Here is a 23,851-nt window from a genome sequence, read left to right as displayed (position 1 = left end):
TGCAGTTGGTGGTGGTCGTTATCGGTCAAGTACGGGGCCGGAATCACGGCCCGTGTGCTGGCGGGTCTTGGCCGCCGTTGGTGTGTTCGGTACCGCTGACCCTGGACGGATGGGCGCCATGCCGCGCAGTCCAAGTTCTACGGAGTTCGGAGCCGCTGCCTGTTCCGGCGCACCGACGGCGACCGGACGGGGCATGGTCGCCGCGAACGGTTTCAGCTGCTCCGTGACGACGACCCGGAGCCGCTGCGCTTCCCTGGTTCGTCCGGACTGTTGGTGCATTTCGTGGATGGCGAAGGCAGTGTTCACCAGCTGCAGCATGAGCGCCGATTGTGCGGCCGTCTTGTTCTTGCTGGACGCGGCCATGAACAACATGGCAGTCCCGGCAATGGACGGCAGGGCGACGGGCTTGCTGTGCTGGCGTGGCGCCCGGAGCTGGGCGGTGCGGGACAGCTCGGCGGCGGTGGCCGCCAGCGGACCCGGGGTAGGTTCGAGCCGGTGGGACCATGCCGCGAACGCGCCGGATACTTCCCTCGCTGCTTTCGCCCAGGTGGCGTGGTCATCACGGGGCAGAGTGCGCAGCTGCTCAACCAGTGCGGTCGCGTTCCGGGTGTACTCGACCCACATTTCCGCCGGGGGTGTTCCGTTCTCGGGGCCGGTCCCGGACACGGTGCGCCGGTTGCGGGCAGCAGCGTTCCACTCGGCTGCAGCTTCGGTGGCCAGGTGCGGTGAGTTCATCCACTCTTCACGCAATGCACCGAGCTTCAGGTCGGAGGCGAGGGTGCCGCCGCCGAACCAGATAGGCCTCTCGCCCTGCTTCGGGCGTTCGGCTACGGAGTACCCGACGATGACGTCGGTCGTGTTCTTCGCGTAGCGCGGCCGGACCAGCATGCCGGTGTCACGGGCGCGCCGGACGAACTCTCCTTCGGTCGCCGAGGAACTGGCGCTGGCGCGGACTTTCCGCGCCAAAGAGGAGCGGTGCATTTCCCGCTCGTCCCGGACAGCGGTGGCTTTCTCGGCCCGGTCGTAGCCGCGGGTGGCGTGCACGGTGGAGAGCTGTTCCAGCCCGTACTTAACCTCCAGCTCACGGCACGACTCTTGCGCCCTCTTGTAGTCGCCGTGGGTGGATGCTTTGGTGCCGTCCTCGCGGACCAGGGACACTGCCAGGTGGATGTGGTGATTGCCGTTCTCACTCGTGCCGTGGTTGACCGCGACCCACCGGCAGCGGGCCTTTCCGCTGCTTTCGGTGAAGCCCATGGAATCCACGAAATCGTTCGCGATATCGCCCCACTGCTGATCCGTCAGGGCGCCCTCTTCGGCGCGCAGGCTCAGCGAGCAGTGCCACACGCTGGCGTCCTTGTAGCCGACGTGGACGCGTTCCTTTTTGGCCGCATCCCACTGCATGTCTTTGATCTGCACCGATACGTCATATGCCCTGCGCGGCTGGTCCAGATGCTTGGCAATAGCAAGCGCATCGTCACGGTCCAGCACACCGTCGTCGTACCACGCCATGATCGCAGCATCGCCAGCCACCAGGTGCGGATCGGAGTGCGCGTTCTTGGTCTTGTTGGCGTCAGTCGACGCCAGATAAACCATGAGCCCGCCCATGCGCGAACCCCGGGTTATGTTCGGGATCATCCCTACATCAGCCCCTCAATGGTGCGGTCGATCCGCATCGCCACCGAGCGCAGGTGCTTCAACGCTTCGTGCGCCTCCGCGGGGAACTCGCCCGTGGCATTGGCCTGCCGTGCGAGCTGGTTGATGTTGTTCGAAGAACGCGCCAGCAAATTGTGCAGAGACATCAATTCCGCGATAGCGGCACGGCGTTCGGTAGTCGTCTCCTGCGTCTCGGACAACGCCGCTGTGATCAGCAGGTTCGGGACAGTCACCTTCTCGCGTTCTGCCCTCGCGACAAGCGCGGCTTCCTCTTCCACAGTGACCCACAGGTCACGGCGCTTCTTGGTACCGGCGGGAGTGTTCTCCCGGCGTCGGCGCGACAGATTGAAACGGTGAGCGAATCCCTCATCCGACATTCAATCCATCCCTTCAAAGGCCCAGCGCAGCGACCCCGGAAGCGGGGACCACACTGACCAGTGTGCCGCACTCGACCGCCAGTGTCGAGCGCGACAAGCCACTTACACCCGTGTAAGGGTATAGCTTGCTCCGCACGATCTTCTTTGGAGGTTTTTTCGCCTTTCGCACTTGGTCTCCGAAAACCAGCATTCGGGTGTCAGTCGTGGCCGGTAGGGTTTGGATATGGACATCAACGACATTGCCGCAAAAGCCGCCGCCAAGATCGACGCCGCCAGGGACACCAAAGTCAACGCCGTTAAACAGGCCGCTGCCAGCGGCGTCGAGGTTCAGGAAGCAGCGCAGCTGCTCGCTGCCGCGGAACAGAAACACGCCAAGGACTACCAGGCTGCCCTGCGCGCCGAGTGGACTGAATCCGACTTGCGTGGTTTCGGACTGGACGCCCCGACCAAGAAGGCCGGCGGGCGTCCGCGGGGCCGGAAGGGCGCGCAAGAGTCAGCTGCCGTCGCGGGCGTCTCCGAGTAGTAACCCCTCGCCCACATGGGCACGGCAAAAGCTATTTCCTACGGGCTTTTTCCGCACACATCTGGACGACGGGACCCACCTGACCGTCTGCACACAACCACCACGTCACCATCCCCAGCGCACGTCACCCTGGGTGAGCGGTGGCCGTGCACAGCCTCCGTATGGGGCGGCCGGCTCGGAGACAGCCAAAGGGAAACCACTGAGCCGTAGGAACTGCACCGCCCAGGTATAGAGCCGGTCTCCGGTTTGCCGTCCGGGTGCGTGTGGTTAAACAGAAAAGGACCGGCCAGGGTGGCCGGTCCTTTTCTGCTCCTCGGACAAAGGAAATCTGTGATCCAGCTTAGCTGAATGTTGTACCGACGCTGAACGGCTGACGTGTCATCGTATCGCCGGATCCGCGGCACCTGGATGGTTCCGGGAGGTCGCGTCAAACGGCGGTCCGCCGCCGGTGAGTTGCTGCTGTGGTTCGCACCGTGCGGCGGACCGCCCGACCTTTGGAAGGTTCCTGGCCATCATGTGGTGAGTGGCCGGGGGCCTTGCCGGGCGGTGGAGGTTCCGCCCGGCAAGGGGCTCTTATGCGGCTACGTGTTCCTGGGCGGGCGCGGCGCTGTCGAGGATGATCTGCTCGACCGGACTTGCCGTATACCCCCAGGCAATGAGCCGGGTCAGGTAGTCGATGTGGCGGACGCTCGGTGACCGCCATGAGTCCTTGGCGATGGTCTTCTCATACCCTGCGCAGAACAGCGCGATCAGGGACACCTCGGGCCGTACCGTGGACCTGGCCACGTGGTCCCGCAACGGGTTCCAGCCCCACCGGTCCGAATTCTCCCCCGTCTTGGCTCCTGCCATCTCGGCGGCGACGGTTCCCTCGTAACCGCTGGCCGTTTCGGGATGGTGGGTGATGGCGTGAACGGTGAAGTGCTGCCAGCCTTTGGGCGGCTGTTTCTTCGCCAGCAGCGCCTTCACGAAGTCGCGCCGGACCACAGTTGCCGACTGCATCAGTTTGTTGTTTTCTATCAGGGTTTTCCGCTCGGCCTTCTGCTCCTCCGTCATCGGACCTTTGTTCGCCGCTGACGCGCCGTAGCCGCTGTACCGGAGTGTGAAACCCAGCTCCTTCCATCCGGCCACGACCGGGACGGTGGAGTGATGGCCGTTGTAGGAGGAGGCGATGTGCACGGCGTTGGCGTCCTCCTCGGTGGCCGGTTCCCCGTCTGCCCGGTTCAGCGAGGACACCCGGATGTTTTCACTGTCCCCGTCGTATCCGGCCCGTTCCACGACGGTGGTCCCGGCGGCTTCCAGCTCGGCGGTCAGCGCCGCGAGGGCGGCCGAGCGGTCGCGGCGGTCCCGCAACTGTTGGGTGACGTGGGCGAGCATGTCCGGCTCATCGGCGATGACCGATTCCAACTCCTCCACCGCGTCACCGTCAGTGGCAAACTCGGCCAGAATCAGGGCCGCTTCAATCGTGTACCCCCTGCCCAGGGCGGCGGATCCGGCGCTCGAGGACTTGGCTTTCAGCGCCCCTTCCACGGTGGTCTTGGTGCGCCCGGTCTTCTTGGCGATCGCGGCAGCTGAAACACCGATCAGGGACAGCTGGTGGTAGGCGTCGGCCTCGTCCGCTTCGGTCAGTTCTGCGCGCTGGATGTTCTCCACGACCTGCGTCACGATCCGCTCGGCTTCCTCGGGGGACTCGATGATCATCACCGGGATACTGGCGCGCCCTGCTTCAACAGCGGCGCGGGTGCGGCGCTGTCCCATCAGGACGTGCACCACGCCGTCGTCCTTGCGGTGGGCGATCACCGGTTCCATCACGCCGTGTTCTTTGATGCTGGCGATGAAGTCGGCGGTCAGGGCCGCGTCTTTGCGGACGTTGATGTCGACGGTTAGGGTGGCCGGATCGAGCATTTCGAGGCTGGGGTTGGTGGTCATGGTGTTGCTCCTTTTTTGCCCAAGGATTTCGGTGGGTGGGGCGGCTCAGGTGACCGGCCAGCGTCCCCTCTCCCCCCGACGCTTCTATGTCTGTCAAGCGGCTGGAATCGGGTGCTGGCGCGGACCATAGCGGGGCGGCTTTGGTGACCGGCCAGCTTCCCCTCTCCCCCCGTTGTTTTGGCTGCTGGCGAAGCTTGCGGAGCTGTGGCCGACGGAGGCCTGTCTACCCGCAGGGCAAGGGCGGGAAATTCCCGGAGGAAATCAGCGACGAAGGAGCACCGCAGGGACATTTCCTGTACCGCAGGCCCCGACGAAGGAGGGGCTAGATGGGCCGGAGCGGACACGTACAATCCGTCAGGACAGCAGCCAAAACAGAAAAGCGCTTCTAGAGCCCGAGCGAAGCGAGGCCCGTGCAGTAGGGCTGGGCGCTTGCTGGGCGAGGCCGGAACCCAGAGTCTTCAGGCAGCACGTCGTTCCGGGCTACGTTGTGGTGCTCTCGCGTGCAGCACGGGCTTGCTGGTGGCGTAAAGCGCTGCGCGGCTCCCACCAGTGAATCGCGGCGCTAAATGGTGTTCTTTTCGCAGCGCTTGGTGCACTCACGGCCGGCGGCACCGCATCGGCCTTCAGATGGTTCGCCTTTGGAGCTCGCGGTACACCGTTGTTCGGGACACACGGAACAGCTCCGCCAACTCAGCCTGCGTGTGCTCCCCGGCGTCGTGCAGTGTCAGAAGATGCTTCCGCTGTGTCTTGGACAGTTTCGGCTGCTTGCCTTTCAGCCGCCCCTTCGCCTTGGCGACCGCCATTCCCTCGCGAGTGCGCATCCGGATCAGGTCCGCCTCAAACTCGGCCACCATTCCCAGGACATTGAACAGCAGCCGGCCTACCGGATCAGTTGGATCATGAGTGCTGCCGCCGAGACTGAGCACTACCCCCTTGGCCGTCAGCTCGTGGGCTATATCCCTGGCATCGGAAAGAGAGCGTGCCAAACGGTCGAGCTTGGTCACCACGAGCGTATCGCCGCCCCGGCACGCCGCCATCGCTTCACGGAGCCCAGGGCGCACCCGGTTCGCTCCCGTCAGTCCGTGATCGACGAAGATCTGGGCCTCATCTACACCCAGGGCAAAGAGGGCATTGCGTTGGGCGGTCAGGTCCTGGTCGTTCGTCGAGACCCGGGCATAGCCGATCTTCATTCCAGTCATAAGGAACATGGTTGCAGTAATCCCCCCGTCACCGTGCATATTATCGTGCGGGTCTTACGACCAACGAGAGTGCGAGGTCGATGCCGCTGTCCGGTGAGGTCTGCCGGTCGGTGAGTTGGATGAAGTTACTGGAGGGGCTACGGCTCAGGAGGCGCAACAGGAGAGTTTGGAGACATCAGTGGTGAAGGACTGGGCGGCGATCTTGATCCCCTCGGCCATGGTCAGGTACGGGCTCCACAGGTTCGCCACCTGCTCCACGGTCATCCCGGCTTCCAGGATGTAGACCCCGGCGGCGGCGAGGTCACCGGCGTCCTTCGCGACGGCGGTGATTCCCACAATCCGCCCGGTGTCCGCGTCCGCGACGATCTTGATGAAGCCGCGGGTGTCCCTGTTCACCAGGGCCCGGGGCACGTACTCCAGGGGCAGGACCCGGCATTCGCACCGGATACCGGCCTCGTTGGCTTCCTTGTCGGTCATCCCGACCGCGGCCAGGGCCGGGCTGGTGAAGGTGACCCGGGGCAGGTGCCGGTAGTCGACCTCGCGGCCGGCGTTGTTGAAGGCGTTCTCCACCACCAGGGAGCCGTGGGATGCTGCGACGTAGACGAATTCGCGGTGTCCGGTCACGTCTCCGGCGGCCAATATCCTGGGATTGGTGCTGGCCAGCCGGCTGTTGACCAAGATCTCGCCGCCGTCCCCGGTTTTCACGCCGACCGCGGACAGGTTCAGGCCGTCCGTGACCGGGCGCCTTCCCGTGGCGACGAGCAGCCTGGCGGCCCGGAATTCCTCCTGGCCGCCGGAGGCGGCCGCGGTCGCAACGATCCCGCGGGTGGCCGGATCCGTACGTACGGAGGACACGGCCGCCCGGCGGACGACGCGGATGCCCTCGTCGGCGAAGACGCCCATCAGGGCGCGGGAGGCTTCGGGTTCCTCGGCCGAGGCCAGGCGGGAGCGGACCAGCATGGTGACCTTGGACCCGAGCCGGGCGAAGAGCTGGGCCTGTTCCAGGGCCACGTACCCGCCGCCGAGCACGAGCAGGGAGTCGGGGACCTCCTCGAGTTCCATCGCGGTGGTGGCGGTCAGGTAGTCCGTGTCTGCCAAACCCTCGATCGGGGGCGCCCACGGAGCCGACCCAGTGGCCACCAGATAGTGCGCGGCCCTTACGGACTCCCGCATCCCGTCCTGTCCGGTGATTTCCAGGACGGGATCGTCCTGGGTGCCGGTGAACACGGCATTGCCCTGGCGCAGCTCCCAGCCATAGTCCGCGATCAGGTCCACGTACTTATCCGAACGCATCGTCTCCACCAGGGAACGCTTCCCACCGATCAGCCCGGCCATGTCCACCGGCCCGGCTGAGGTGCTGATGCCGGGGAACCGGCCTGCTCCGTCCAGGGCAACTTGCCTGGCCTCTGCCGCGGCCAGGAGTGCCTTGGACGGCACGCAGCCGGTGTTCACGCACGTGCCGCCGACGGTGGAGCGCTCGATCATCAGGACGCGTTTGCCCAGGTTGGTCGCCCGGATCGCGGCCGCGAATGCTCCGCCGCCCGATCCGATGACGGCCAGATCAAAATCAGGTGTTGGTTCAGACATGGAATCCTCCAAAGTCGTACAGCAGCGACGTCCCGAAATACCCGTAACAGTGCCTCGTATATGGTTCTGCCCCAGTCTGCACCTTCCACCGAGGGGGAAGGTCAAGAGGCTGACTCCGCTCTCCCGGCCCGGGGCGCCACCCGCGGGTTCCTACCCCCTGTTGACCTTCCACTAAACTGGAAGGTCAAGGAGGAACCCCCCGGGGACGAGAGGTGCATGATGCTTATCGGCGAAACTGCCGCAGCCGCGGGCATGACGGCCAAGACCCTGCGGTTCTACGAGGACCGCGGCCTATTGCCGGCCGCCGACAGGGCACCGAACGGATACCGCGACTACGCCCAGGAAACAGTCAGCCGGCTGGAATTCATCCGCCGCGGCCGCACGGCCGGACTGACCCTTGCCCAGATCGGTGACATCCTCTCCGTCCGGGACATCGGCCAGGCCCCCTGCGTACACGTCCGGGATCTGCTGGCCAAACAGCTCCGCGACCTCGACGCCCGGATCGCAGAACTCACGGCACTGCGTGCAACCGTTGCCGAATTTCATGACGCCGCGGCCGCCGGGGACCCTGCAGCCTGCGACCCCGAACGCATCTGCAGCTACCTCTAAACCCGACCAGATCCCGACGCTCCTCCTGTGTGACTGCTAGTTCGGATTGGCGGTTTTTTCGCAGCTCGGTTTGGCGGTTTTAGCTAATTCCTATGACGAGGGTTGATGTCAGTTTCAGAAGTCGACTGCACGGAATAGCAGAAGGCGTCTGCACCATTCCCGGGTGCTGTGCGTTGGCCGGGCTGGCGGTTGACCGAGGAGCGCGTCAGCCCCGGCAGCTGCGAACAGGAGGCCTCAGCTGCCGGAGATATGTCATATCCCCATCGCTGGGAGGGCCTGCTTCCGAGGATGGAGGCCCTCCGGGGAACACCAGTCATCATCCAACCGGAACGGGCACGCCGGGGTGCTAGGGTTTTTTCATCCACACGGGTGCCCTAATGCAGGGGCTGAGATCGGGCTGATGCAGCCTGCGACCGTTGAACCTGTCCGGGTCATGCCGGCGAAGGAAGTAGGAAACCACTGATGAACGCCATGAATTCACATTCGCTCGCGTACGCCCGCGACCCGGAACACGGCATTAGCGTCCCTGTCACGGAGATCGCCTTGGAGGACTCTCCGAACGGGGTGAAGAATCCACCGTTCACGGTGTACCGGACGGCCGGGCCCGGCAGCGATCCGGTAATCGGCCTGGAGCCGTTCCGGTCCGAATGGATAGAATCCCGGGGCGACACCGAGCCCTACGGCGGACGGGAACGGAACCTGCTCGATGACGGCAAGTCCGCCGTGCGCCGGGGTGCCGCGTCCGCGGAATGGAAGGGCGCGCAGCCGGTGCCCCGCCGCGCCCTCAACGGCAAGACGGTCACCCAGATGCACTACGCCCGCCAGGGCGTGATCACGCAGGAGATGCGGTTCGTGGCAGTGCGGGAGAACTGCGACGTTGAACTGGTCCGCAGTGAGGTGGCGGCGGGCCGGGCCATCATTCCGAACAACATTAACCACCCTGAATCCGAGCCGATGATCATCGGCAAGGCGTTCCTGGTGAAGATCAACGCCAACATCGGCAACTCGGCCGTGACCAGCTCCATTGCCGAGGAAGTGGACAAACTGCAGTGGGCCGCCCAGTGGGGCGCAGACACGGTGATGGACCTCTCCACCGGCGATGACATCCACACCACCCGTGAATGGATCATCCGCAACTCCCCCGTCCCGATCGGCACGGTCCCGATCTATCAGGCGCTGGAGAAGGTCAACGGCGAGGCCAATGACCTGACCTGGGAGATCTACCGGGACACCGTGATCGAGCAGTGCGAGCAGGGCGTGGACTACATGACCGTCCACGCCGGCGTGCTGCTGCGCTACGTGCCGCTGACCGCAAACCGGGTGACCGGGATCGTCTCCCGCGGAGGGTCCATCATGGCCGGTTGGTGCCTGGCCCATCACCAGGAGAACTTCCTCTACACCCACTTCGATGAACTGTGCGAAATCTTCGCCAAGTACGACGTCGCCTTTTCCCTGGGCGACGGCCTGCGGCCGGGGGCGACCGCGGATGCCAACGACGCCGCACAGTTTGCCGAACTAGACACCCTGGCGGAGCTGACCAAGCGCGCCTGGAAGTACGACGTGCAGGTCATGGTCGAAGGCCCGGGCCACATCCCCTTCCACCTGGTCCGGGAAAACGTCGAACGCCAGCAGGAACTCTGCGACGGCGCCCCGTTCTATACCCTCGGCCCACTGGTGACCGACATTGCCCCCGGCTACGACCACATCACCTCGGCCATCGGCGCCACGGAGATCGCCCGCTACGGCACCGCGATGCTCTGCTACGTCACGCCCAAAGAACACCTCGGGTTGCCGAACAAAGATGACGTCAAAACCGGCGTGATCACCTACAAGATCGCCGCCCACGCCGCGGACCTCGCCAAAGGCCACCCGGGCGCCCACGAACGCGACGACGCCCTGTCCAAGGCACGGTTCGAGTTCCGCTGGCGCGATCAGTTCGCCCTTTCCCTGGACCCGGAAACGGCCGAATCCTTCCACGACGAGACCCTGCCCGCCGAACCGGCCAAGACCGCGCACTTCTGCTCCATGTGCGGTCCCAAGTTCTGTTCCATGCGGCTCTCCCAGGACATCCGCGACCAGTTCGGAGGCATGTCCGAACAGGAAGCCATCGCAGGAATGGAGGCCAAGTCCACCGAATTCCTCGAATCCGGCGGGAAGGTCTACCTGCCCGAACCGGTTCTGCCCAGGAGCTAGGAGCGGGTCCGGCCAGGGCCGGTCCTTCGTGGCCGGTCCTGGCCGGACCTGAACACCGCCGACTAAGAGGCCTGTTCGAAAGGGCCGTTGAAGCCCTCACCGCCGGGACCGGCCCCATCCAGCAACGACTGGCCGACGCGTACGTCTGGCTGACCGCCGACCGGACCCGGCCGCGCTCAATCCGCGTCCGCTTAATCGTGATGCTCCTCTACCTCACCTCACCCCCCAATCTCAAGCCTGCCTCGATCGTTCGACGTTCTCAGAAACGAAGGATTTCAAGAACGCCTTGAATCGAGAAAGGCGGCGCTTGCCGTGAGGCGCCGGAACAGCGCGCCGTTCTGCGGGAAACCGCCGTTGTGATGAGAAGCCCCGCCCCGGCGGGGCGGTTCTCACAAATAATTCTCGAAACTGTACAGTCGAGCCAGGAGTCCGAATCGAGTTTTGAGAAGAGAAACCCATATGGCGGCACACCGTATCGGCTATGCCAGAGTGTCTACGCGCGACCAGAACCTTGATCTGCAGTTGGCTGCCTTAAATAGTGCAGGATGCGATCGCATCTTTGAAGACACAATGAGCGGCACCAAGGCCGGCCGCCCCGGTCTAGCCAAGGCCCTGGAAACACTCCGTGAGGGAGACACTCTCATTGTGTGGAAGCTGGACCGTCTCGGCCGTAGCGTGAAGGACCTCCTGGATTTCGCCGGAGGCCTGAACGAGCGCGGAATTGGTTTTGTCAGCCTTACCGACTCGATCGACACCACCACCGCCTCCGGACGCTTCTTCTTCAACGTGATGGCATCCCTGGCCCAGATGGAACGCGAGCTCATGGTCGAACGCACACAGGCGGGCCTCCAGGCAGCGCGCGAACAGGGCCGGGTCGGCGGACGAAAGCGTGTAATGACTGAGGCCAAGATCCGCTCAGCTCGGAAGCTCCTCAGCCAGGGAACGCCGCCCAAGGAAGTTGCCGCCAGCCTCGGGGTCTCGGTGCCCACGCTTTACCGCTGGGTCCCGGCCACGAGCCCTGAAGCAGTTGCAGTCCCGTAGCTCGGCCTTTGGTGCAGACGACTGTTGAAAAAATGCGTGACTGTGCAGACCACTTCTGAAACTGACAAACGTAGCGGCGCGTTTCCTGGGCACGGTGATCGATCGGCTTACGGGTGAGTCTGCTGACACGATCCGGCATGCGAGACCTTGGTGCTGCCCTGTCCGTGACTTGCAAGCTCAGGTCCTCGATCCAGTACCAATCGGTCTCAACTGTGGCAACACCTTGGAGGGCCTATCGGGCGCCATCCAAGGCGGCAGCGGCGTGGCTTCAAAGAGTGCAGACACCATCGGGACCAGAATCGGACGAATGGACGACGAACAGCCGGTAACACTTGTGGCGAGCAGATTCGAGGAATGGGCGGACCACTATGCCCGGTTCGCCGCGGCGATCCTCGAATTGCTCCCCGAAGCCCACTGCGAACACATTGGTTCGACTTCCGTGCCCGACCTGCCGGCGAAAGATGTCATAGACGTGATCGTTGGGGTCAAGGTTTCGAGCGTTCAAAATGCAGCCCGGGCGCTGAAAATGGCGGGGTTCGACCTCGAGGGGATGAAGCCCGGCCATTGCTGGCTCGCGTGGCCAAACCGCCGCCATCGGGAATCCGTGGTGCACGTCCTCGCATTCGAAGGCACCGAATGGTCTGCACGCATCGCATTCCGCGACCTACTCAGAGAAGATCCGGCGGCCCGAGCCGAATACTTTGAGGCCAAGAAAACCGCAGCCGACACAGCCTCGGGCTGGAGTGACTACACGGCTGCCAAATACCCCACCGTCGCGCGCCTTCTAACTCGGACCAATCCGGACACCGCCTGAACTGCCTGCCCCGGCAACGAGGGGTGGGGCTGGTTTCGCGGTGGCGTAAAGGGTGTTTAGCTGGCGGTAGAGCGTTCGGGCGACGTAGCGCTTGAGGGATCTGCGGATTTCGCGGTAGCTGCGACCTTCTTGGGTGCGTTTGGCGACGTAGTCCCGTGTTCCGGGGTCATGGACCATCCGGGTCATGGTGATGGTGTGCAAAGCACGATTGAGGCGCCTATCACCGCCCCGGTTCAGCCTGTGCCGGACAGTGTTACCGCTTGAGGCCGGCAAGGGACTCACCCCTGCCAGAGAGGCAAAGGCAGCTTCGCTGCGAACCCTTCCTGGATGCGACCAAGCTGTCAGGACAGCAGCGACCGTGACAGCCCCGGCACCCACCATCTCCAACAGCGGCGCAGCCGGGCTTTCCTGGATCAGCTCAGTCATGCGCTTCTGATTAGCCGCCAGCTGAGTGGTCACCTCGAGAACGCGGCGCGCCAACCGAACCGCTTCCTGCCGAGCGATCGCTAGTTCCATCTGCTCCTGCCGGTCCCGCCATCTGGTAATCGTGGCGATCTGGGCGGGAACCAGAGGCTTGCGGGCGTCGACTCCAAGGTCGTGTGCCCGGAGTAAGGCGATAAGCGCATTGACATTCATTGTTCGTTCCCGGGTCAACTGATCCCGTGCCGCACTCAGGATCCTGAGTCCGGCACGGGCTCCTTCATCCCGGCGCGGAACCCGGAGTTGGGACTCCTCCAAGCCAAGGACAGCGGCTCCGATGGCGGTAGCGTCCAACGGGTCCGATTTGCCCAGCCCCCGACGGCCTCGGGCGTTCATCCGTGGAGCTTCGGCGACGTCGTAGCCGGCGTCGGTTACCGCCCGGGCCAGACGCGCCCCATATGAGCCGATACCCTCGACGGCCCATAGACAGGCCATATCCCCGTCTGTCCTTCGGCCTACCCAGGCAAGTGCGCGGGAAATCCCTGCCGAGGTGGTCGGGAACTGCTCGCACGCAACCTGTCGCTTAGTGCTGGCCTCGATGATGGCGTAAGTGTGGGTCCGGGCGTGACAGTCCACGCCGATGACGAACGGGCGGGTCTGCGAAACGATAGTCAACGCACCACCCTCCTTCCTTTCGAACGGGCAAGAACGGCCGCAGCACGGCCGGCGCCGGACCTGGGAAGAGTCACCTCGAGGCAAAACTGTGATGAGCCACAACCTCCAAAGGCTGGGCAAGCTTCTAATCAAGCCACCGACGTGGGACAGGTCAGCGCCGGCCGCTCCACCCAGCGCGGACAAATCGGGGGAAACGCACCCTCGAGGGGCAATTGTTTTTTCGAGTCACGCACCAGGCAGAACGACCGGCATCAACACTGCCAGCTAGTCCCAGACCAGCCATGTAAAGACTCACAGTTGTTTTTTGGCTGCTGGCGGAGCTTGCGGAGCTGTGCCCGACGGAGGCCTGTCTACCGAAGGCAAGGGGCGGGAAATTCCCGGAGGAAATAAGCGACGAAGGAGCGCCGCAGGGAACTTCCCGCACCGCAGGCCCCGGAGGAACGGAGGGGCTAGACGGGCCGGAGCGGGCACGTACGATCCGAAGGACAGCAGCCAAAAAACGTCGAAGACGTCGGAACAGGGCCAGGGCAGCCGGAGCTCTGCGACGGCGGCACTGGACCCAACAGCCGTCCGCGCCAGCGGACGACCAATAACTGGTTGGAGCGCAGCGGAAGCCGGTCCCTCCCCGGACGCCGCGGCACCCGCCCGGTTCCCTTCTTCGACGCGAATCCTCGTGGCAGGATGAGCCCCATCATGGACAGACTGCTGCGGAAGGCCCCGTACCCGGAGTGGGTGCTGATGTACCGTCTCGGGCTGGGCCGGGACCGCATCGCCGCCCTTGTCCGCGCCGCGCCAGCGACCGTCGGCTACCACCTGCGCGTAGCCCGGTGCCAGGATCCCCAGCTGGAAGCGGCGCACCGGGCCGCACTGGCAGCGCCGTCTGCGGCCGCCGTGGCACGAATGGAAGAAGTCATCGCCTGGGTCACCGCGGCGGGCAGACTGCCGCGCGGCCGTTCGAACGACCAGGCAGAGCGTTCCATGGAGGCATGGATCAGGCAACGCCGCAGCGATGCGGCCGCCGGGACACTTCACCCCTCCTACCGGGACGGGCTGGCCCGGATCCCCGGCTGGAACACCAACGCCAGGACAGCCGCAGACGAAGCACGCTGGCATGCCAGGCTGGCAGAGCTGGTGCGCTACCGTGCCGAGGGCAACGACTGGCCGCGCCACCGCGAATACGACACCGAGGAGGAGCGCGTCCTCGGGGTGTGGACGCACGGCCAGCGCCAGAAGTTCAGGGAAGGCACCCTCTCCCCCGGCAAGGCCGCCCAGCTCGACGCTGCAATCCCGGGCTGGCAGCAAGGAAGAACGAGGGGCCGCGCTGCGCGCCCCTAACCGAGCATGCGCCCCGGTTGTGCCCATTGGGGGCAGGTGGAGCCCTCCGCACAGCTCAGAGCTGTCCCCACTGGCGTGCAACCGGGCCCTTCGAACGCACTGGCGAAGATTGTCGTAGGGGTGGCCCATAATTAGTTCAGCGGTCGGAAGCGGCCGCTTTTTCGTGGCGTGTCTATTCGAACATATGTTCTAAAGTGGTGGTATGGGACCGGAGCAGGCAAGCCGGCTGCAGGCGCAGTACGCGCGACGAGCCGGCCCGATAGGGCTGACGGTGGAAGAGCTCGACTTCGAGCACTTCCCCGTCAAGAACGGCTTCCCCGGCATCCCGGTGAGGGCCTGGATCCGGTTCCCGAACTGCGCGGAACTTGTCGACGGCGAGGTCTACGCCTGGACGGCGAAGGCCGCCGAAGTGATGTGGAAGGACGGTCCGATCACGTATCGGACCTGGGTATGGAGTTCGGCGGTCACCCGCCGGCAGGACAGGATGACCAGGAATTTGGGAGAGCGCGTAAACCGTGACAGCAGTAGCGACTGAAACAACTCTGGACGTCGAGGTCGACGTCCGCTTTACCGCGGCCGGCGCTCCCCTGGCCGTCAGGTTCGACGGCCGTATCTGGGCCGTGGGCGCAGACCCGGTCCACTGGTTCGCCAGGAACGACTGGTGGAACACCAGGCGGACCGCGGCAGTGGGCACAGGCGACGTCGTAAGCGTCGAATACTGGCGGGTGCAGGTACGGCTGGGGACCAACTCCGCGCTGCGGCGCGATCCTCTGGCAACCCAATGGTTGCTTGAGAGCATCAGCGACTAGGTAAGAGCCAGTCGTGCCAGCTCACACCATTCCTGCACAAGCCTGGGACGACATTCGGGCTGAGTTCACCCTGCCTGCCCTCGATCAGGTTCGCCGCCGGCTCTCCGAGCTGATGGAAGACCCCGAACCCATCATGCGTCAGCTCGTGCGGGTCTTCATCGGAGAAGGGACGTACTGCCCAGGCTTTCAGTTCCTCCCGGGAGGGCAGCTCCAGCCCGTCGTCACAACACTGTTCCAGCGGGCCATGGAGCTGAAGACGCCACATAACTACTTCACGCTCTGGATGGCCACGCCCTCCCGGGCTCTGGCCGGGACCCGTCCCGTCGACCAGCTGGAGAAGGACCCCGCTCCCCTGCTCCGGGCGCTGGAATCCCACCGCTGGGACTAGGGGCCGGCCCTTGACGGGGCCGGCCGCGTGCGTAGCGTTGTCTAGAGGGTCTTTGTTAGGACGGCACCTTTCCTGCTCTCTAGTGCTGGTAACGACCCACTTGTTATGAGCCCAGCCGAAGAGTCGTGGCCGAGTCCCGTTGGTCAAGATCAGAGATTGAACCAAGCTGACGGTGTATTGTTCGTCGTGCCATAAGGCTTGCCATACGTCAGGCGTGAAATCTCATTGAACAACAGGTTGTATGGAACGCCTGCATCCTGGCGTGCCTCCAAATCATAGGTCCCACCGCAATTGCACCCATATCTCATGCAGGCATGTGCACCTTATGACGTGCATAAAAGACTGCCTACATGTCCATGAACCTTCCAACCCTTGCTCAAGCAGGTAAACGAATAGGTGGCGAAGCCTTGCACCCCACCGGATCTACAACTGTGCATCCAACCCGTGTCAATGCCGGATCTCAAACGAGTACTCGCGTAGCTTTGACGGTAGGAACATCCGCCTTCCAGCACGTAGGAGAACAGCCGGCCGATGGCACGATCACTGCAAGCCTCAGTACCAGCGAAGTCTCGAGAAACGCGGGCAATCGACCGTGTGATATCTCTGGCGAACGGTAAAGGGGGAGTGGGTAAGACCACCACCGCGGCCAACGTAGGCGGATATGTAGCCTTGGCCGGTTCCCGGGTTCTAATGGTCGACCTCGACCCCCAAGGCGACCTCGCCCGGGATCTCGGGTACGAACGGCAGAGCGGACGCGAACTATTCCATGCACTCGTGGCCGGTACAGCACCATTGATTCTCCGCGACGTAAGGGAGAACCTGGACGTCATCCCCGGTGGCCAGGACCTCGAAGACATTCAGGGCCTTATGGTTTCGAGGTCCAACCGATCCGATGCGGGCGACTTCGGGGACATGCTTTACACCGTGCTCGCACCTCTGGCAGACGACTACGACCTCATCTTGATCGACACGCCGCCAGGGGAGCGCATTCTCGTTGAGGGTGCCTTCGCTATCTCGAGCGCCGTTGTGATTCCTACGCGTTCAGATGATGCCAGCATCGACGGTGTTGAACGCATTGCCCGTCGCTTCATGGCCGTCAGAGACCGTAACCCGAACCTGCAATTGGCCGGCATAGTTCTGTTCGGCGTTGGGCCCCGTTCTCTGCGGCTGGAGCGCAGCGTGAGAGAGACGCTCGAGGAAATGCTTGGCACCGTCGCTCCGGTCTTCGAGACTCGAATCCGGAACTTGGAGAGCGCCAGTGCGGACGCGCGTCGGAAGGGCTTACTGTTCCACGAGCTGGAGGGTGCGGTCACGGACGCTCAAAAAAATCGGTTGAAAGCCCTCAGAGCCGGAGAAAAGCCCGCCGACGGATTCTTCTCCCGCAACGCCGGAGGACTGGCCGAAGAGTACGAGCAGCTGACCGGGGAGATTCTGGCTCGTCTCAACGACATCGAAAGCGGTAACCAAGCATGAGCGGTCGGCCTAACCTTTCCGGTGCATTCGCCCCAGCGCCGGCTCCAGCCCGTGGCGCAGCTTTGCAGGGCTTACTGGCCCCGAAACGGCGAGGGAACGTCGGTCAAACTACTGAACAGGTCAATCAAGCCGTAAAGCCTGAACGACGGGAGGAAGCGACGGCGCCGAAATCCGGCCGGGTTCTTCCAACTCCCGCGGCGGACCCAGACTCCAATGGTATTGACACACTCGAACTGACCTCTAAGCAAAATGAGAGCGTTAGGCCTGAGTCCGAACGGGTGTCTACCGGTCCTCAAACAAGTCCATCACCCGGCAGACAAAGGTCGGAGTCCACGCAAGGTGCATCCCAGGCGAAGAAGGCATCCGAAACGGTTTCAGGAGGGCTTCGCAACGTCGGAGTCTACCTACCGCCAGCCTTGCTAGCTGTTGTAAAGGATGTCGTTCACCAAGCACGGACGACTTACGCGGACCTGCTCATCGATGCATTTGAGGCATTGGATGAAGACACGATTTCGAGCGAGTTCGCGGTCGAAACAGTGATGTCGAGCTCTGGCATGCCGCGACGCGCGCCTCGAAAGAGGGGAGAGGCCGGTATTCAGATTCAGCTTCGGCTCGACGGACTCCAAGTCGCCTGGCTTGATGAGAAGGTCGTAGAAATGGGGGCTCCGTCGCGGAGCGCCCTTGTATCGGCAGCTCTCAAGCTCCACGTGCATGGAAATCTCGCCAAGGAGTGAAAAACGCGTCACGCTGATCCCGAGCACTAGCTTCCTATAGGTCCTATGGCATGGGTTATGGCACGAGATCGCAGACTGCGAAGGTCCTTGAGCAAGGGAAAGGCTTGAGGCACGGCTCTTCCATCTACGCCCCTAGCTAGCTCTGCCGAAGGCGATATCCGGCAGTGACCACTCGTCCGGTGGCCCTTCAAACTCATGCCAGGGGTAGTCCTCGCCAGGTGAGAGGAGCTCGGCGACGGTATTCACGTGCTTGGCCAACCATTCGCGCCAGATAACCCGGTCCTGGCGGTACCGCTGGAGCTGTGCGGCGACGGCTTCAAGCACCCCGAACTGTTCTGCGAGCTGCCTCAGCGAAGTCGATGCCACGATCGACCAGAATCTGCCGGCGTCCCGTGACAGCAGATTCCAGGCGGCAAGGATCTCGAGCGCCTCGTTTACTGTCGACCGGGAAAGCCGGGTGACTCGCACAATCTCGGTAGTGGACATGGCGGGGGAGTGCTCGAGGGCCTCGTAGACGAACGCGGCCGGTAGACCAAGTTCTCTGAAGACCGGGCGGAGGGCGTGAATCTTCCCCTTCTGCCAAGGGGCGTCCTCTGCGGCGGCTTTCAGCTCTTCGGGGACAGTCAGCATATACAGATCACCCTTCGTACCTCGTGCTTCCTCGACAAGGATAATCAAGGGCTCCCTCTCGCTGCGCAGCGCCTTCAGGTGGAGCGCAACCGTGGTGTGGTCGAGTCCGGTGGCCACGGCAAGGGACCGAACTCCGAATTCGATAAACCGCGAGGCGGTCATATGCGCTGCCTCACCCAATGCTCTGAGCACCATCCTGCGTGCCAGTCCCGTCCTTGATTCTTGGTAGTTCACCTCCCTGGTTCGAAGCGCATTCCGCCAGGTCCGGATGAACCGATGCTCGGCATCGGGATTTGCAGTTATGCCGTGCCCCTTGATTAGTGGGGGCTGTGTAGGGGGCTGGCTTGTGGGGGATTTACGGACATTGTGATTCGTTTCGGCAGCGGCGTTCTTTTTCAGGTAAGCGACGGCGTTGGTCCAGTCGCGACGGAGCGCCGGCATGCGGTGCTTGGACGAGTACCGGGCATAGAAGGATGCGAGTCCGGGCCAGGTCCCTTGCATCATGCGGCGTTCGACGTCGACTAGCTGGAGGCCAGCGGCCGCGGCGCCCGTGACGATTGCCTGGCGGGCATCCGAGTCGGTTGCGTACCGGTTGGTGTCGTAGAGGCCGGTCTGTGCCATGAGCTGCATAGGGCGCGACATCCGGCCAACGGGGGCGCCCAGGGCGGGCGCCTCTGCGGTCTTGTCGGCCGTTGAGTCGAAGACTTCTTCAAGGCGGAGAGCCCGCACGGCGTTGATCTCCCGCGTCAGGTCGGCGATCATTGCGGCCCAGACCTTTGGTGCGTTGGGCCGGCGGGCAACGTCGTAGGCCCTGGACAAAGGCATCGCGAGTTCCTGATGGCCGCCGCGCTTGTGCGGGGAGCCGGGGGTGCGCATGCAGCCGTGGAGGAGGTTCTGATGCGGGGTCTTGTCCAGGGTCCGGTACCGGACGCCCAGCGCCTCGACAAGATCACGCGCTTCAGAGAAAGTGACCCGCTGAGCGAGCGGGATGTAGACGTGCCGGCCACCGTTGGGGGAGTAGTCCTCGATCCAGCGTGCGCCAACTGAGTGCAGCCAAGTTTGGACGGAGCGGACGTCCTTCTGTACCCGGTCGACGCCGGCTACCGAGGAATCAAAGTCAAGGAAAATCGCCGCGCACGTGCCGTCTTTGCCGAAAATTCGGACCGCAGCAGGAAGGGTAGGGAGAGTGCCGCTGAGGGTGCGTTCGTGCTTCTGGGGGTAAGTCTTGCCTGCATCGCGGGACAGCCGGACACGGGGCTGTCCGGCAAGGAGAGGTGCCAGGGCGGCCCAGGCTTGAGCGGCGCCACAAGCGGCGGATGGGTCTCGCGACACGCCATCCCCGTTTTGGGCTGGCAGCACGCGACTGTGCTGTTGTACGATGATAATATTCCTGTCGAGGGAATGACTAAGGACCGATCCTGCAAGATCGGTTTGAAATACAAGGGAAGTCCTGTGAAGGACTTTCATTCGATCTACGATCTGTTCGCCGGCAAGCTTCCCGGATCGTGGATCTTCAGCTTCGAAGGCCCGCCTAGTGCGGGCCTTCTTCTGTTAAGAGGCTATTCGAATCGGCAGTTCCTCCTGATGCGCGAAGTGATCCAGCAACGCCAGATCTTCGCGCAGGGAACGGTCTACGGCGGAGGAAACGTAGTCAGTGACAGTCATGCCCTTGGCGGCAGCGATCATCTGAACGTCCTCCGCGGTCTTAGCCTGCGTGCGGAAGCCAATGTATTTGCGGAGTCCCTTACTGGGCCGCCCGCCTCCACGATTGATTACTGCGCTCATGGTCATGTCCTTTGAATCTCGCACGACCTACGGTCGTGGCTGCTTCATCGCTGGTGCTACTGCAGTCGATCGCCCTGAGTTTCTGTTTACAGCTATCAACTGTGTCGAAACTAGCACCGCCCTTCCAAGCATCCGGGGATTTGTTTACAGAAAACGCCCCCGCGTGTCGCGTCTTGTTGCTGCACCGCGTTCCTCCAGGGTCAAGGTTGCTCGGACGGCTGGGCGCATAGGCCGTGAACCACTATACTCAAACCTTGGACATGTCTAAGGTTACACATGGTGCGGGTGCTCTATCTTGAGCTCTGACGTCCAGGCTGGGTTCAGCCTTGTCGCACCTGTGGCCTCTTTTGCTGGAGTTTGATTCGATGCACAAAAGCCGAGTAGAAAGCCTCAAGCGCCAGGGGACGCTCAGCCGCAGCCAATACGAAGAGATCTATCGACGCTTCGTCCTTTTCGACCTGGCCGAGGACATGGATCTGGGATTCTTCCTCGCGTACTATCGCAACTTCTCCATCCCTTCGCTGGCTGGAACGCTGGCCGCTACCGGGGAGATCCGCTCACGTCCTCAAAAGCGCTCCTACGACACAGCGATTGTCATCTACGAAATCATCGCTGGCGGCCTCGACAGCGAACGGGGCGCCGCCATGGTGGCACTCTTGCGCAATGTCCATAGGGGAGTGCCTGGCAGCAACGAAGACTTTGTTTATGTCCTGATGACAATGCTCGTCGTTCCCGTCCGGTGGGCCGACCGCCATGCCTGGCGGGCATCTCTGGAAACCGAGAAGCAAGCCGCAGTTGATTTTTTCTCAGACCTCGGAGAACGCATGGGTCTTCGGAACATACCACGCGACTTCGCTGGTGCCGCCGCGTTCCTGGACGACTACGAACGGCAGAATGTGGCGGCGAGCCCGGCCGGGCTCGGACTCATGGACTCTACGCTGGGTGTTCTTCGGGGCCGGCTTCCTAAGCCCCTCCGGCCGGCCACTGAAACTCTCCTATCTTCGATGCTGGACGATCCGCGTCAATCCGCGGCCTTGGGCCTGCCCCGCCCCAATCCCGTCGTCAAGACCGTCCTAAGCGGTTTACTGAGATTGAAGTCAACCATCACGGCGGTTCGCCCGCTGAGGCAGACCCCGAGGTTCCGGCCCGGTCTCTCCGGATCGTCGCAGTATCCCTCGGGGTACGTGCTGGAGGATCTGGGTCCGGGGAAATCATGACCCCGCTGCTGATGCCGAGCTACGTCGCGACGGTTCAGTCGACCATTGCGCAGCTCGACCTGCCCGAGAAGCTGACGCTGGACGCTCTCAGGGACGCAGTATCGTCCCGAAGAGCGAGGAAGCTCGTGGTCCGCCGAACCGAAGAACTTGCCGGAAGCCCGGTATGCGCCATGACCTACTGCAACGCAGCGGTCGATCTGATCCTCTTCGCCCCCGCCGATGAGCGCCGGCGGGAAGATCATTTCGTGTGCCACGAATTCGGACACCTCCTCCTGGGCCACCATGACCAGACCCGCGGAAACGTCGCGCGCCCGATGCCACTCCTGGGCGCTTCGATGGTCACTAACCAATTGCAGGTCGACGCCTCGGAGCCCAGGCTACTGGGCCGTCGAAGGTCGGCCAGCTGCGCCACCTTCACGGTGTCCGAGGAGAAACGTGCGGAGACTTTTGCGGACATCGTGATGGACAGGATGTGGCGCGCTCATCTGCGGCCACTCGATGAGCCATCCAGGTTTGCAGAGGTATTCGGATGACGAGCATCGTGGTTGCGGTCAGCCTAGGGATTTTGACCTTGCTCAGGCTCTCCGGTCTCTGGAACCGGCCGGCACGGCCAGCTTTTTTGGCGTCGGCTTTCGCGACAGCCGGTTTTACGCTGTACATCGAACCTGTCTACATTTTCGTGGACTCGCTCACAGGCAACCGAAACTTCGCCGGCCTGGTCCTCTCCTTGTGTGTCCTCGCCGCGTTCGCCCAGCTTTACACTGCCGTAACGAACGCTGCCGGGCCGCCCTCGGGGCAGCAGAGTCTGCGTAAGGAGCGGCGCCACAGGGCCGCCTGGATTGCCTCATCGCTCATCGTCGTGGTCGGCTTTTCAATCAGCGACCTACCCGTCACCAGCCCCTCACTGATCCGCACATACGGGTCCCAGCCTGGCATGACCGCGTTCCTGTTGGCCGCTTCGTTCTTCATCGCCTACACAAGCGCTAGTGTCATCCGGTCTGTGTTCGGCTATCTGAGCAAAATGTCCTCCGCCTTCCGCCTCGGATTCTTTCTTGTATGCGCCGGTTGCTTCGGCGCCATTTCGCTCCTTGCGGTCCGGTCCTTGCTGCAGCTCACCACGGACCACGCGGGACAGGAATTCTTCTCTCCGTTCTACGGCGCCGGCCAGGCTATCTCCGTCGTGTGCGTGGCTGCCGGGCTCTCCACGTCACGGCTGGTGGGGATTGCTGCAGCTACATCTGCAGCCCTGGCTGCCCGGTGGCGGCTGTTTCGACTTCGGCCGCTTTGGAAGGCCTCCACCGCCAGCAACCCACATCTGGTGCTCCATCAGGGCGGGTCGCCGGGTAAAGACATATTGAGCTCCAACCCGCATGCCGCGCTGCAGCGCCGGATCACGGAGGTGCGAGACTGCCTGCTGGTTGACTCTGTCGGTTTGGAGGATGTGTGGAACCAACATGGGTCAGCACTACTCGATGCTGAGAAATTTCTGAAAACGCCTCATACACCCTCCAGCCCCGATAGGACTGCCGCATGAACCGGAAAGACAACGCCTCTCAGAGGCGGGAGGAATTGGCTCGCCGTCTGGACCTACTTATGGACGTCGTGGTTGCGGAAGGGGGCCAGCCGTACAAGTTCGCTGACATCCAAGCTGCCCTGGCCGAGAAGGGCGTGGGCTTGTCACGGGCGCGCTGGTTCTATATGCGCGAAGGGACTGGCGCGACCGTAACTGATCCGAAGCTCCTCACCGCCCTCGCGGAGTTCTTCGGCGTCCCTCCCGCGTATTTGCTCGACTCAGACCCCTCCCTCCCGGCACGGGTGGAAGCCCAGCTGGAGCTCTTGAAGGCCATGAGAATCGCGGAAGTCCGCAGCTTCGCCGCGAGGGCCCTCGGGGACCTCTCTCCCGAAGCGACCTCGGCCATCGCGAAAATCCTCGAAGAAGAGATGAAACCCAAGGACTAAATCCCTAGGGATGCCTTAGACATGTCTAAGGTTGGCTATGCTTATTGCATGACCCACCACTCGTGCAGGCTAACCCCGGCAGAGCAACGGAGCGCTACTAGTCACGCGCCGCGTCAGTTCTCCATCGCAAGCGCGTACCGCCGGAGGCTTTCTACCAGTGACTCAATGCGAGGCAGATCCGCCGAGAATGCGTGGTTCAGGCGCCCCGAACTCGGCCCGAGCACGGGCGTTTTCTTCAAAACTCCAGCGGCGGCAAGGACGCCCGCTGCCTTGCTCAGGCTTGCGGGCGAAAAGTCCTTGAGCTCGTCCGCAAGTTCGGCCCGGGTTGCCGGGACAGCTCTGGCGGCCAAGTGGTGGAGCAGGGCTAGGTTTACGCCGCTGCTGAAGACCGCCTGAGCGGTCGCTACCGACTCGTTCCAAGCGGCGTCGGCGGGCTTAACCAGTCGAGGCATATCGAACATCCTACTTGCCGCACAGTGCTGGCAGTTGAGACCTGACGCGCCA

Annotated in this window: 23 protein-coding genes and 1 riboswitch; of the genes, 15 read left to right on the top strand and 8 right to left on the bottom strand. The window is 63.3% G+C overall.

Annotated elements, in window-relative coordinates:
* Positions 1–18 precede the first annotated feature (18 nt).
* Entirely contained in the window at positions 19–1,635 is a 1,617-nt protein-coding gene (locus ABC337_RS18175) for a relaxase/mobilization nuclease domain-containing protein (protein WP_412885092.1), read from the bottom strand.
* A 2-nt stretch (positions 1,636–1,637) separates the two neighbouring features.
* On the bottom strand, positions 1,638–2,030 hold the full coding sequence (gene mobC, locus ABC337_RS18170; protein WP_412885093.1) for a plasmid mobilization relaxosome protein MobC: 393 nt from the start codon (positions 2,028–2,030) through the stop codon (positions 1,638–1,640).
* A 223-nt stretch (positions 2,031–2,253) separates the two neighbouring features.
* On the opposite strand from mobC, the gene ABC337_RS18165 reads away from it, so the two are divergent.
* The gene (locus ABC337_RS18165) at positions 2,254–2,553 is read left to right on the top strand and encodes a hypothetical protein (protein WP_412885094.1); all 300 of its coding nucleotides are present in this window, start codon (positions 2,254–2,256) and stop codon (positions 2,551–2,553) included.
* Between the two features lie 573 nt (positions 2,554–3,126).
* Here the strand turns inward: ABC337_RS18165 and ABC337_RS18160 are convergent.
* The 3 genes from ABC337_RS18160 to merA form a co-directional block, all read right to left on the bottom strand.
* Positions 3,127–4,479 carry a ParB/RepB/Spo0J family partition protein gene (locus tag ABC337_RS18160; protein WP_412885095.1) on the bottom strand — a complete coding sequence of 451 codons (1,353 nt, stop codon included), beginning with the start codon at positions 4,477–4,479 and terminating at the stop codon, positions 3,127–3,129.
* Between the two features lie 623 nt (positions 4,480–5,102).
* Positions 5,103–5,678, bottom strand: a complete 576-nt coding sequence (locus tag ABC337_RS18155) for a recombinase family protein (protein ID WP_412885120.1) — start codon at positions 5,676–5,678, stop codon at positions 5,103–5,105.
* A 144-nt stretch (positions 5,679–5,822) separates the two neighbouring features.
* A complete protein-coding gene (gene merA / locus ABC337_RS18150; RefSeq protein ID WP_412885096.1) occupies positions 5,823–7,265 on the bottom strand; it encodes a mercury(II) reductase in 1,443 nt (480 codons plus the stop codon).
* Between the two features lie 219 nt (positions 7,266–7,484).
* Here merA and ABC337_RS18145 point away from each other — a divergent pair, with 219 nt between their 5' ends.
* The 4 genes from ABC337_RS18145 (at position 7,485) to ABC337_RS18130 (ending at position 11,922) form a co-directional block, all read left to right on the top strand.
* Positions 7,485–7,874: a heavy metal-responsive transcriptional regulator gene (locus tag ABC337_RS18145; protein WP_412885121.1), complete on the top strand. Its 390-nt coding sequence runs from the start codon at positions 7,485–7,487 to the stop codon at positions 7,872–7,874.
* Between the two features lie 355 nt (positions 7,875–8,229).
* A riboswitch (TPP riboswitch) is annotated at positions 8,230–8,339 on the top strand.
* Positions 8,337–10,067, top strand: a complete 1,731-nt coding sequence (gene thiC, locus ABC337_RS18140) for a phosphomethylpyrimidine synthase ThiC (protein WP_412885097.1) — start codon at positions 8,337–8,339, stop codon at positions 10,065–10,067. It overlaps the preceding riboswitch by 3 nt.
* A 459-nt stretch (positions 10,068–10,526) precedes the next feature.
* Positions 10,527–11,108, top strand: coding sequence for a recombinase family protein (locus tag ABC337_RS18135; protein WP_412885098.1), 582 nt, complete (start codon positions 10,527–10,529; stop codon positions 11,106–11,108).
* Between the two features lie 307 nt (positions 11,109–11,415).
* A complete protein-coding gene (locus ABC337_RS18130) occupies positions 11,416–11,922 on the top strand; it encodes a GrpB family protein (RefSeq protein ID WP_412885099.1) in 507 nt (168 codons plus the stop codon).
* Here ABC337_RS18130 and ABC337_RS18125 read toward each other — a convergent pair.
* Positions 11,893–13,017, bottom strand: coding sequence for an IS110 family RNA-guided transposase (locus ABC337_RS18125; protein WP_412885100.1), 1,125 nt, complete (start codon positions 13,015–13,017; stop codon positions 11,893–11,895). The genes ABC337_RS18130 and ABC337_RS18125 overlap by 30 nt on opposite strands.
* 693 nt (positions 13,018–13,710) lie before the next feature.
* Between ABC337_RS18125 and ABC337_RS18120 the strand changes: the two genes are divergently transcribed.
* The 5 genes from ABC337_RS18120 (at position 13,711) to ABC337_RS18100 (ending at position 17,022) form a co-directional block, all read left to right on the top strand.
* The gene (locus ABC337_RS18120; RefSeq protein WP_412885101.1) at positions 13,711–14,352 is read left to right on the top strand and encodes a helicase associated domain-containing protein; all 642 of its coding nucleotides are present in this window, start codon (positions 13,711–13,713) and stop codon (positions 14,350–14,352) included.
* 202 nt (positions 14,353–14,554) lie between these two features.
* Complete coding sequence (locus ABC337_RS18115) at positions 14,555–14,887, top strand: hypothetical protein (RefSeq protein ID WP_412885102.1); 333 nt, start codon at positions 14,555–14,557, stop codon at positions 14,885–14,887.
* On the top strand, positions 14,868–15,161 hold the full coding sequence (locus ABC337_RS18110; RefSeq protein ID WP_412885103.1) for a hypothetical protein: 294 nt from the start codon (positions 14,868–14,870) through the stop codon (positions 15,159–15,161). The genes ABC337_RS18115 and ABC337_RS18110 overlap by 20 nt, the downstream gene beginning before the upstream one ends.
* 13 nt (positions 15,162–15,174) lie before the next feature.
* Entirely contained in the window at positions 15,175–15,549 is a 375-nt protein-coding gene (locus ABC337_RS18105) for a hypothetical protein (protein WP_412885104.1), read from the top strand.
* Between the two features lie 531 nt (positions 15,550–16,080).
* Positions 16,081–17,022 carry a ParA family protein gene (locus ABC337_RS18100; protein WP_412885105.1) on the top strand — a complete coding sequence of 314 codons (942 nt, stop codon included), beginning with the start codon at positions 16,081–16,083 and terminating at the stop codon, positions 17,020–17,022.
* 866 nt (positions 17,023–17,888) lie between these two features.
* Here the strand turns inward: ABC337_RS18100 and ABC337_RS18095 are convergent.
* Positions 17,889–19,514 (bottom strand): MarR family transcriptional regulator, encoded by a 1,626-nt coding sequence (locus tag ABC337_RS18095; protein WP_412893316.1) that lies wholly within the window; start codon positions 19,512–19,514, stop codon positions 17,889–17,891.
* Here ABC337_RS18095 and ABC337_RS18090 point away from each other — a divergent pair.
* The 5 genes from ABC337_RS18090 (at position 19,446) to ABC337_RS18070 (ending at position 23,347) form a co-directional block, all read left to right on the top strand.
* Complete coding sequence (locus tag ABC337_RS18090; RefSeq protein WP_412885123.1) at positions 19,446–20,186, top strand: hypothetical protein; 741 nt, start codon at positions 19,446–19,448, stop codon at positions 20,184–20,186. The genes ABC337_RS18095 and ABC337_RS18090 overlap by 69 nt on opposite strands.
* 311 nt (positions 20,187–20,497) lie before the next feature.
* Positions 20,498–21,388 (top strand): oxygenase MpaB family protein, encoded by an 891-nt coding sequence (locus tag ABC337_RS18085; RefSeq protein WP_412885106.1) that lies wholly within the window; start codon positions 20,498–20,500, stop codon positions 21,386–21,388.
* Entirely contained in the window at positions 21,385–21,921 is a 537-nt protein-coding gene (locus ABC337_RS18080; protein WP_412885107.1) for a hypothetical protein, read from the top strand. Before ABC337_RS18085 ends, ABC337_RS18080 begins: the two co-directional genes overlap by 4 nt.
* Entirely contained in the window at positions 21,918–22,922 is a 1,005-nt protein-coding gene (locus ABC337_RS18075; protein WP_412885108.1) for an MAB_1171c family putative transporter, read from the top strand. The genes ABC337_RS18080 and ABC337_RS18075 overlap by 4 nt, the downstream gene beginning before the upstream one ends.
* Positions 22,919–23,347, top strand: coding sequence for a hypothetical protein (locus tag ABC337_RS18070; RefSeq protein WP_412885109.1), 429 nt, complete (start codon positions 22,919–22,921; stop codon positions 23,345–23,347). The genes ABC337_RS18075 and ABC337_RS18070 overlap by 4 nt, the downstream gene beginning before the upstream one ends.
* 113 nt (positions 23,348–23,460) lie before the next feature.
* Here ABC337_RS18070 and ABC337_RS18065 read toward each other — a convergent pair whose 3' ends face one another.
* On the bottom strand, positions 23,461–23,799 hold the full coding sequence (locus ABC337_RS18065; RefSeq protein WP_412885110.1) for a hypothetical protein: 339 nt from the start codon (positions 23,797–23,799) through the stop codon (positions 23,461–23,463).
* Between the last annotated feature and the right edge of the window lie 52 nt (positions 23,800–23,851).

This window comes from Arthrobacter phoenicis (assembly GCF_047238215.1).
Classification (GTDB): domain Bacteria; phylum Actinomycetota; class Actinomycetes; order Actinomycetales; family Micrococcaceae; genus Arthrobacter.
The sequence above is the reverse complement of the archived record's forward strand: the minus strand, read 5'-3'. Positions and strand labels throughout refer to the sequence as shown.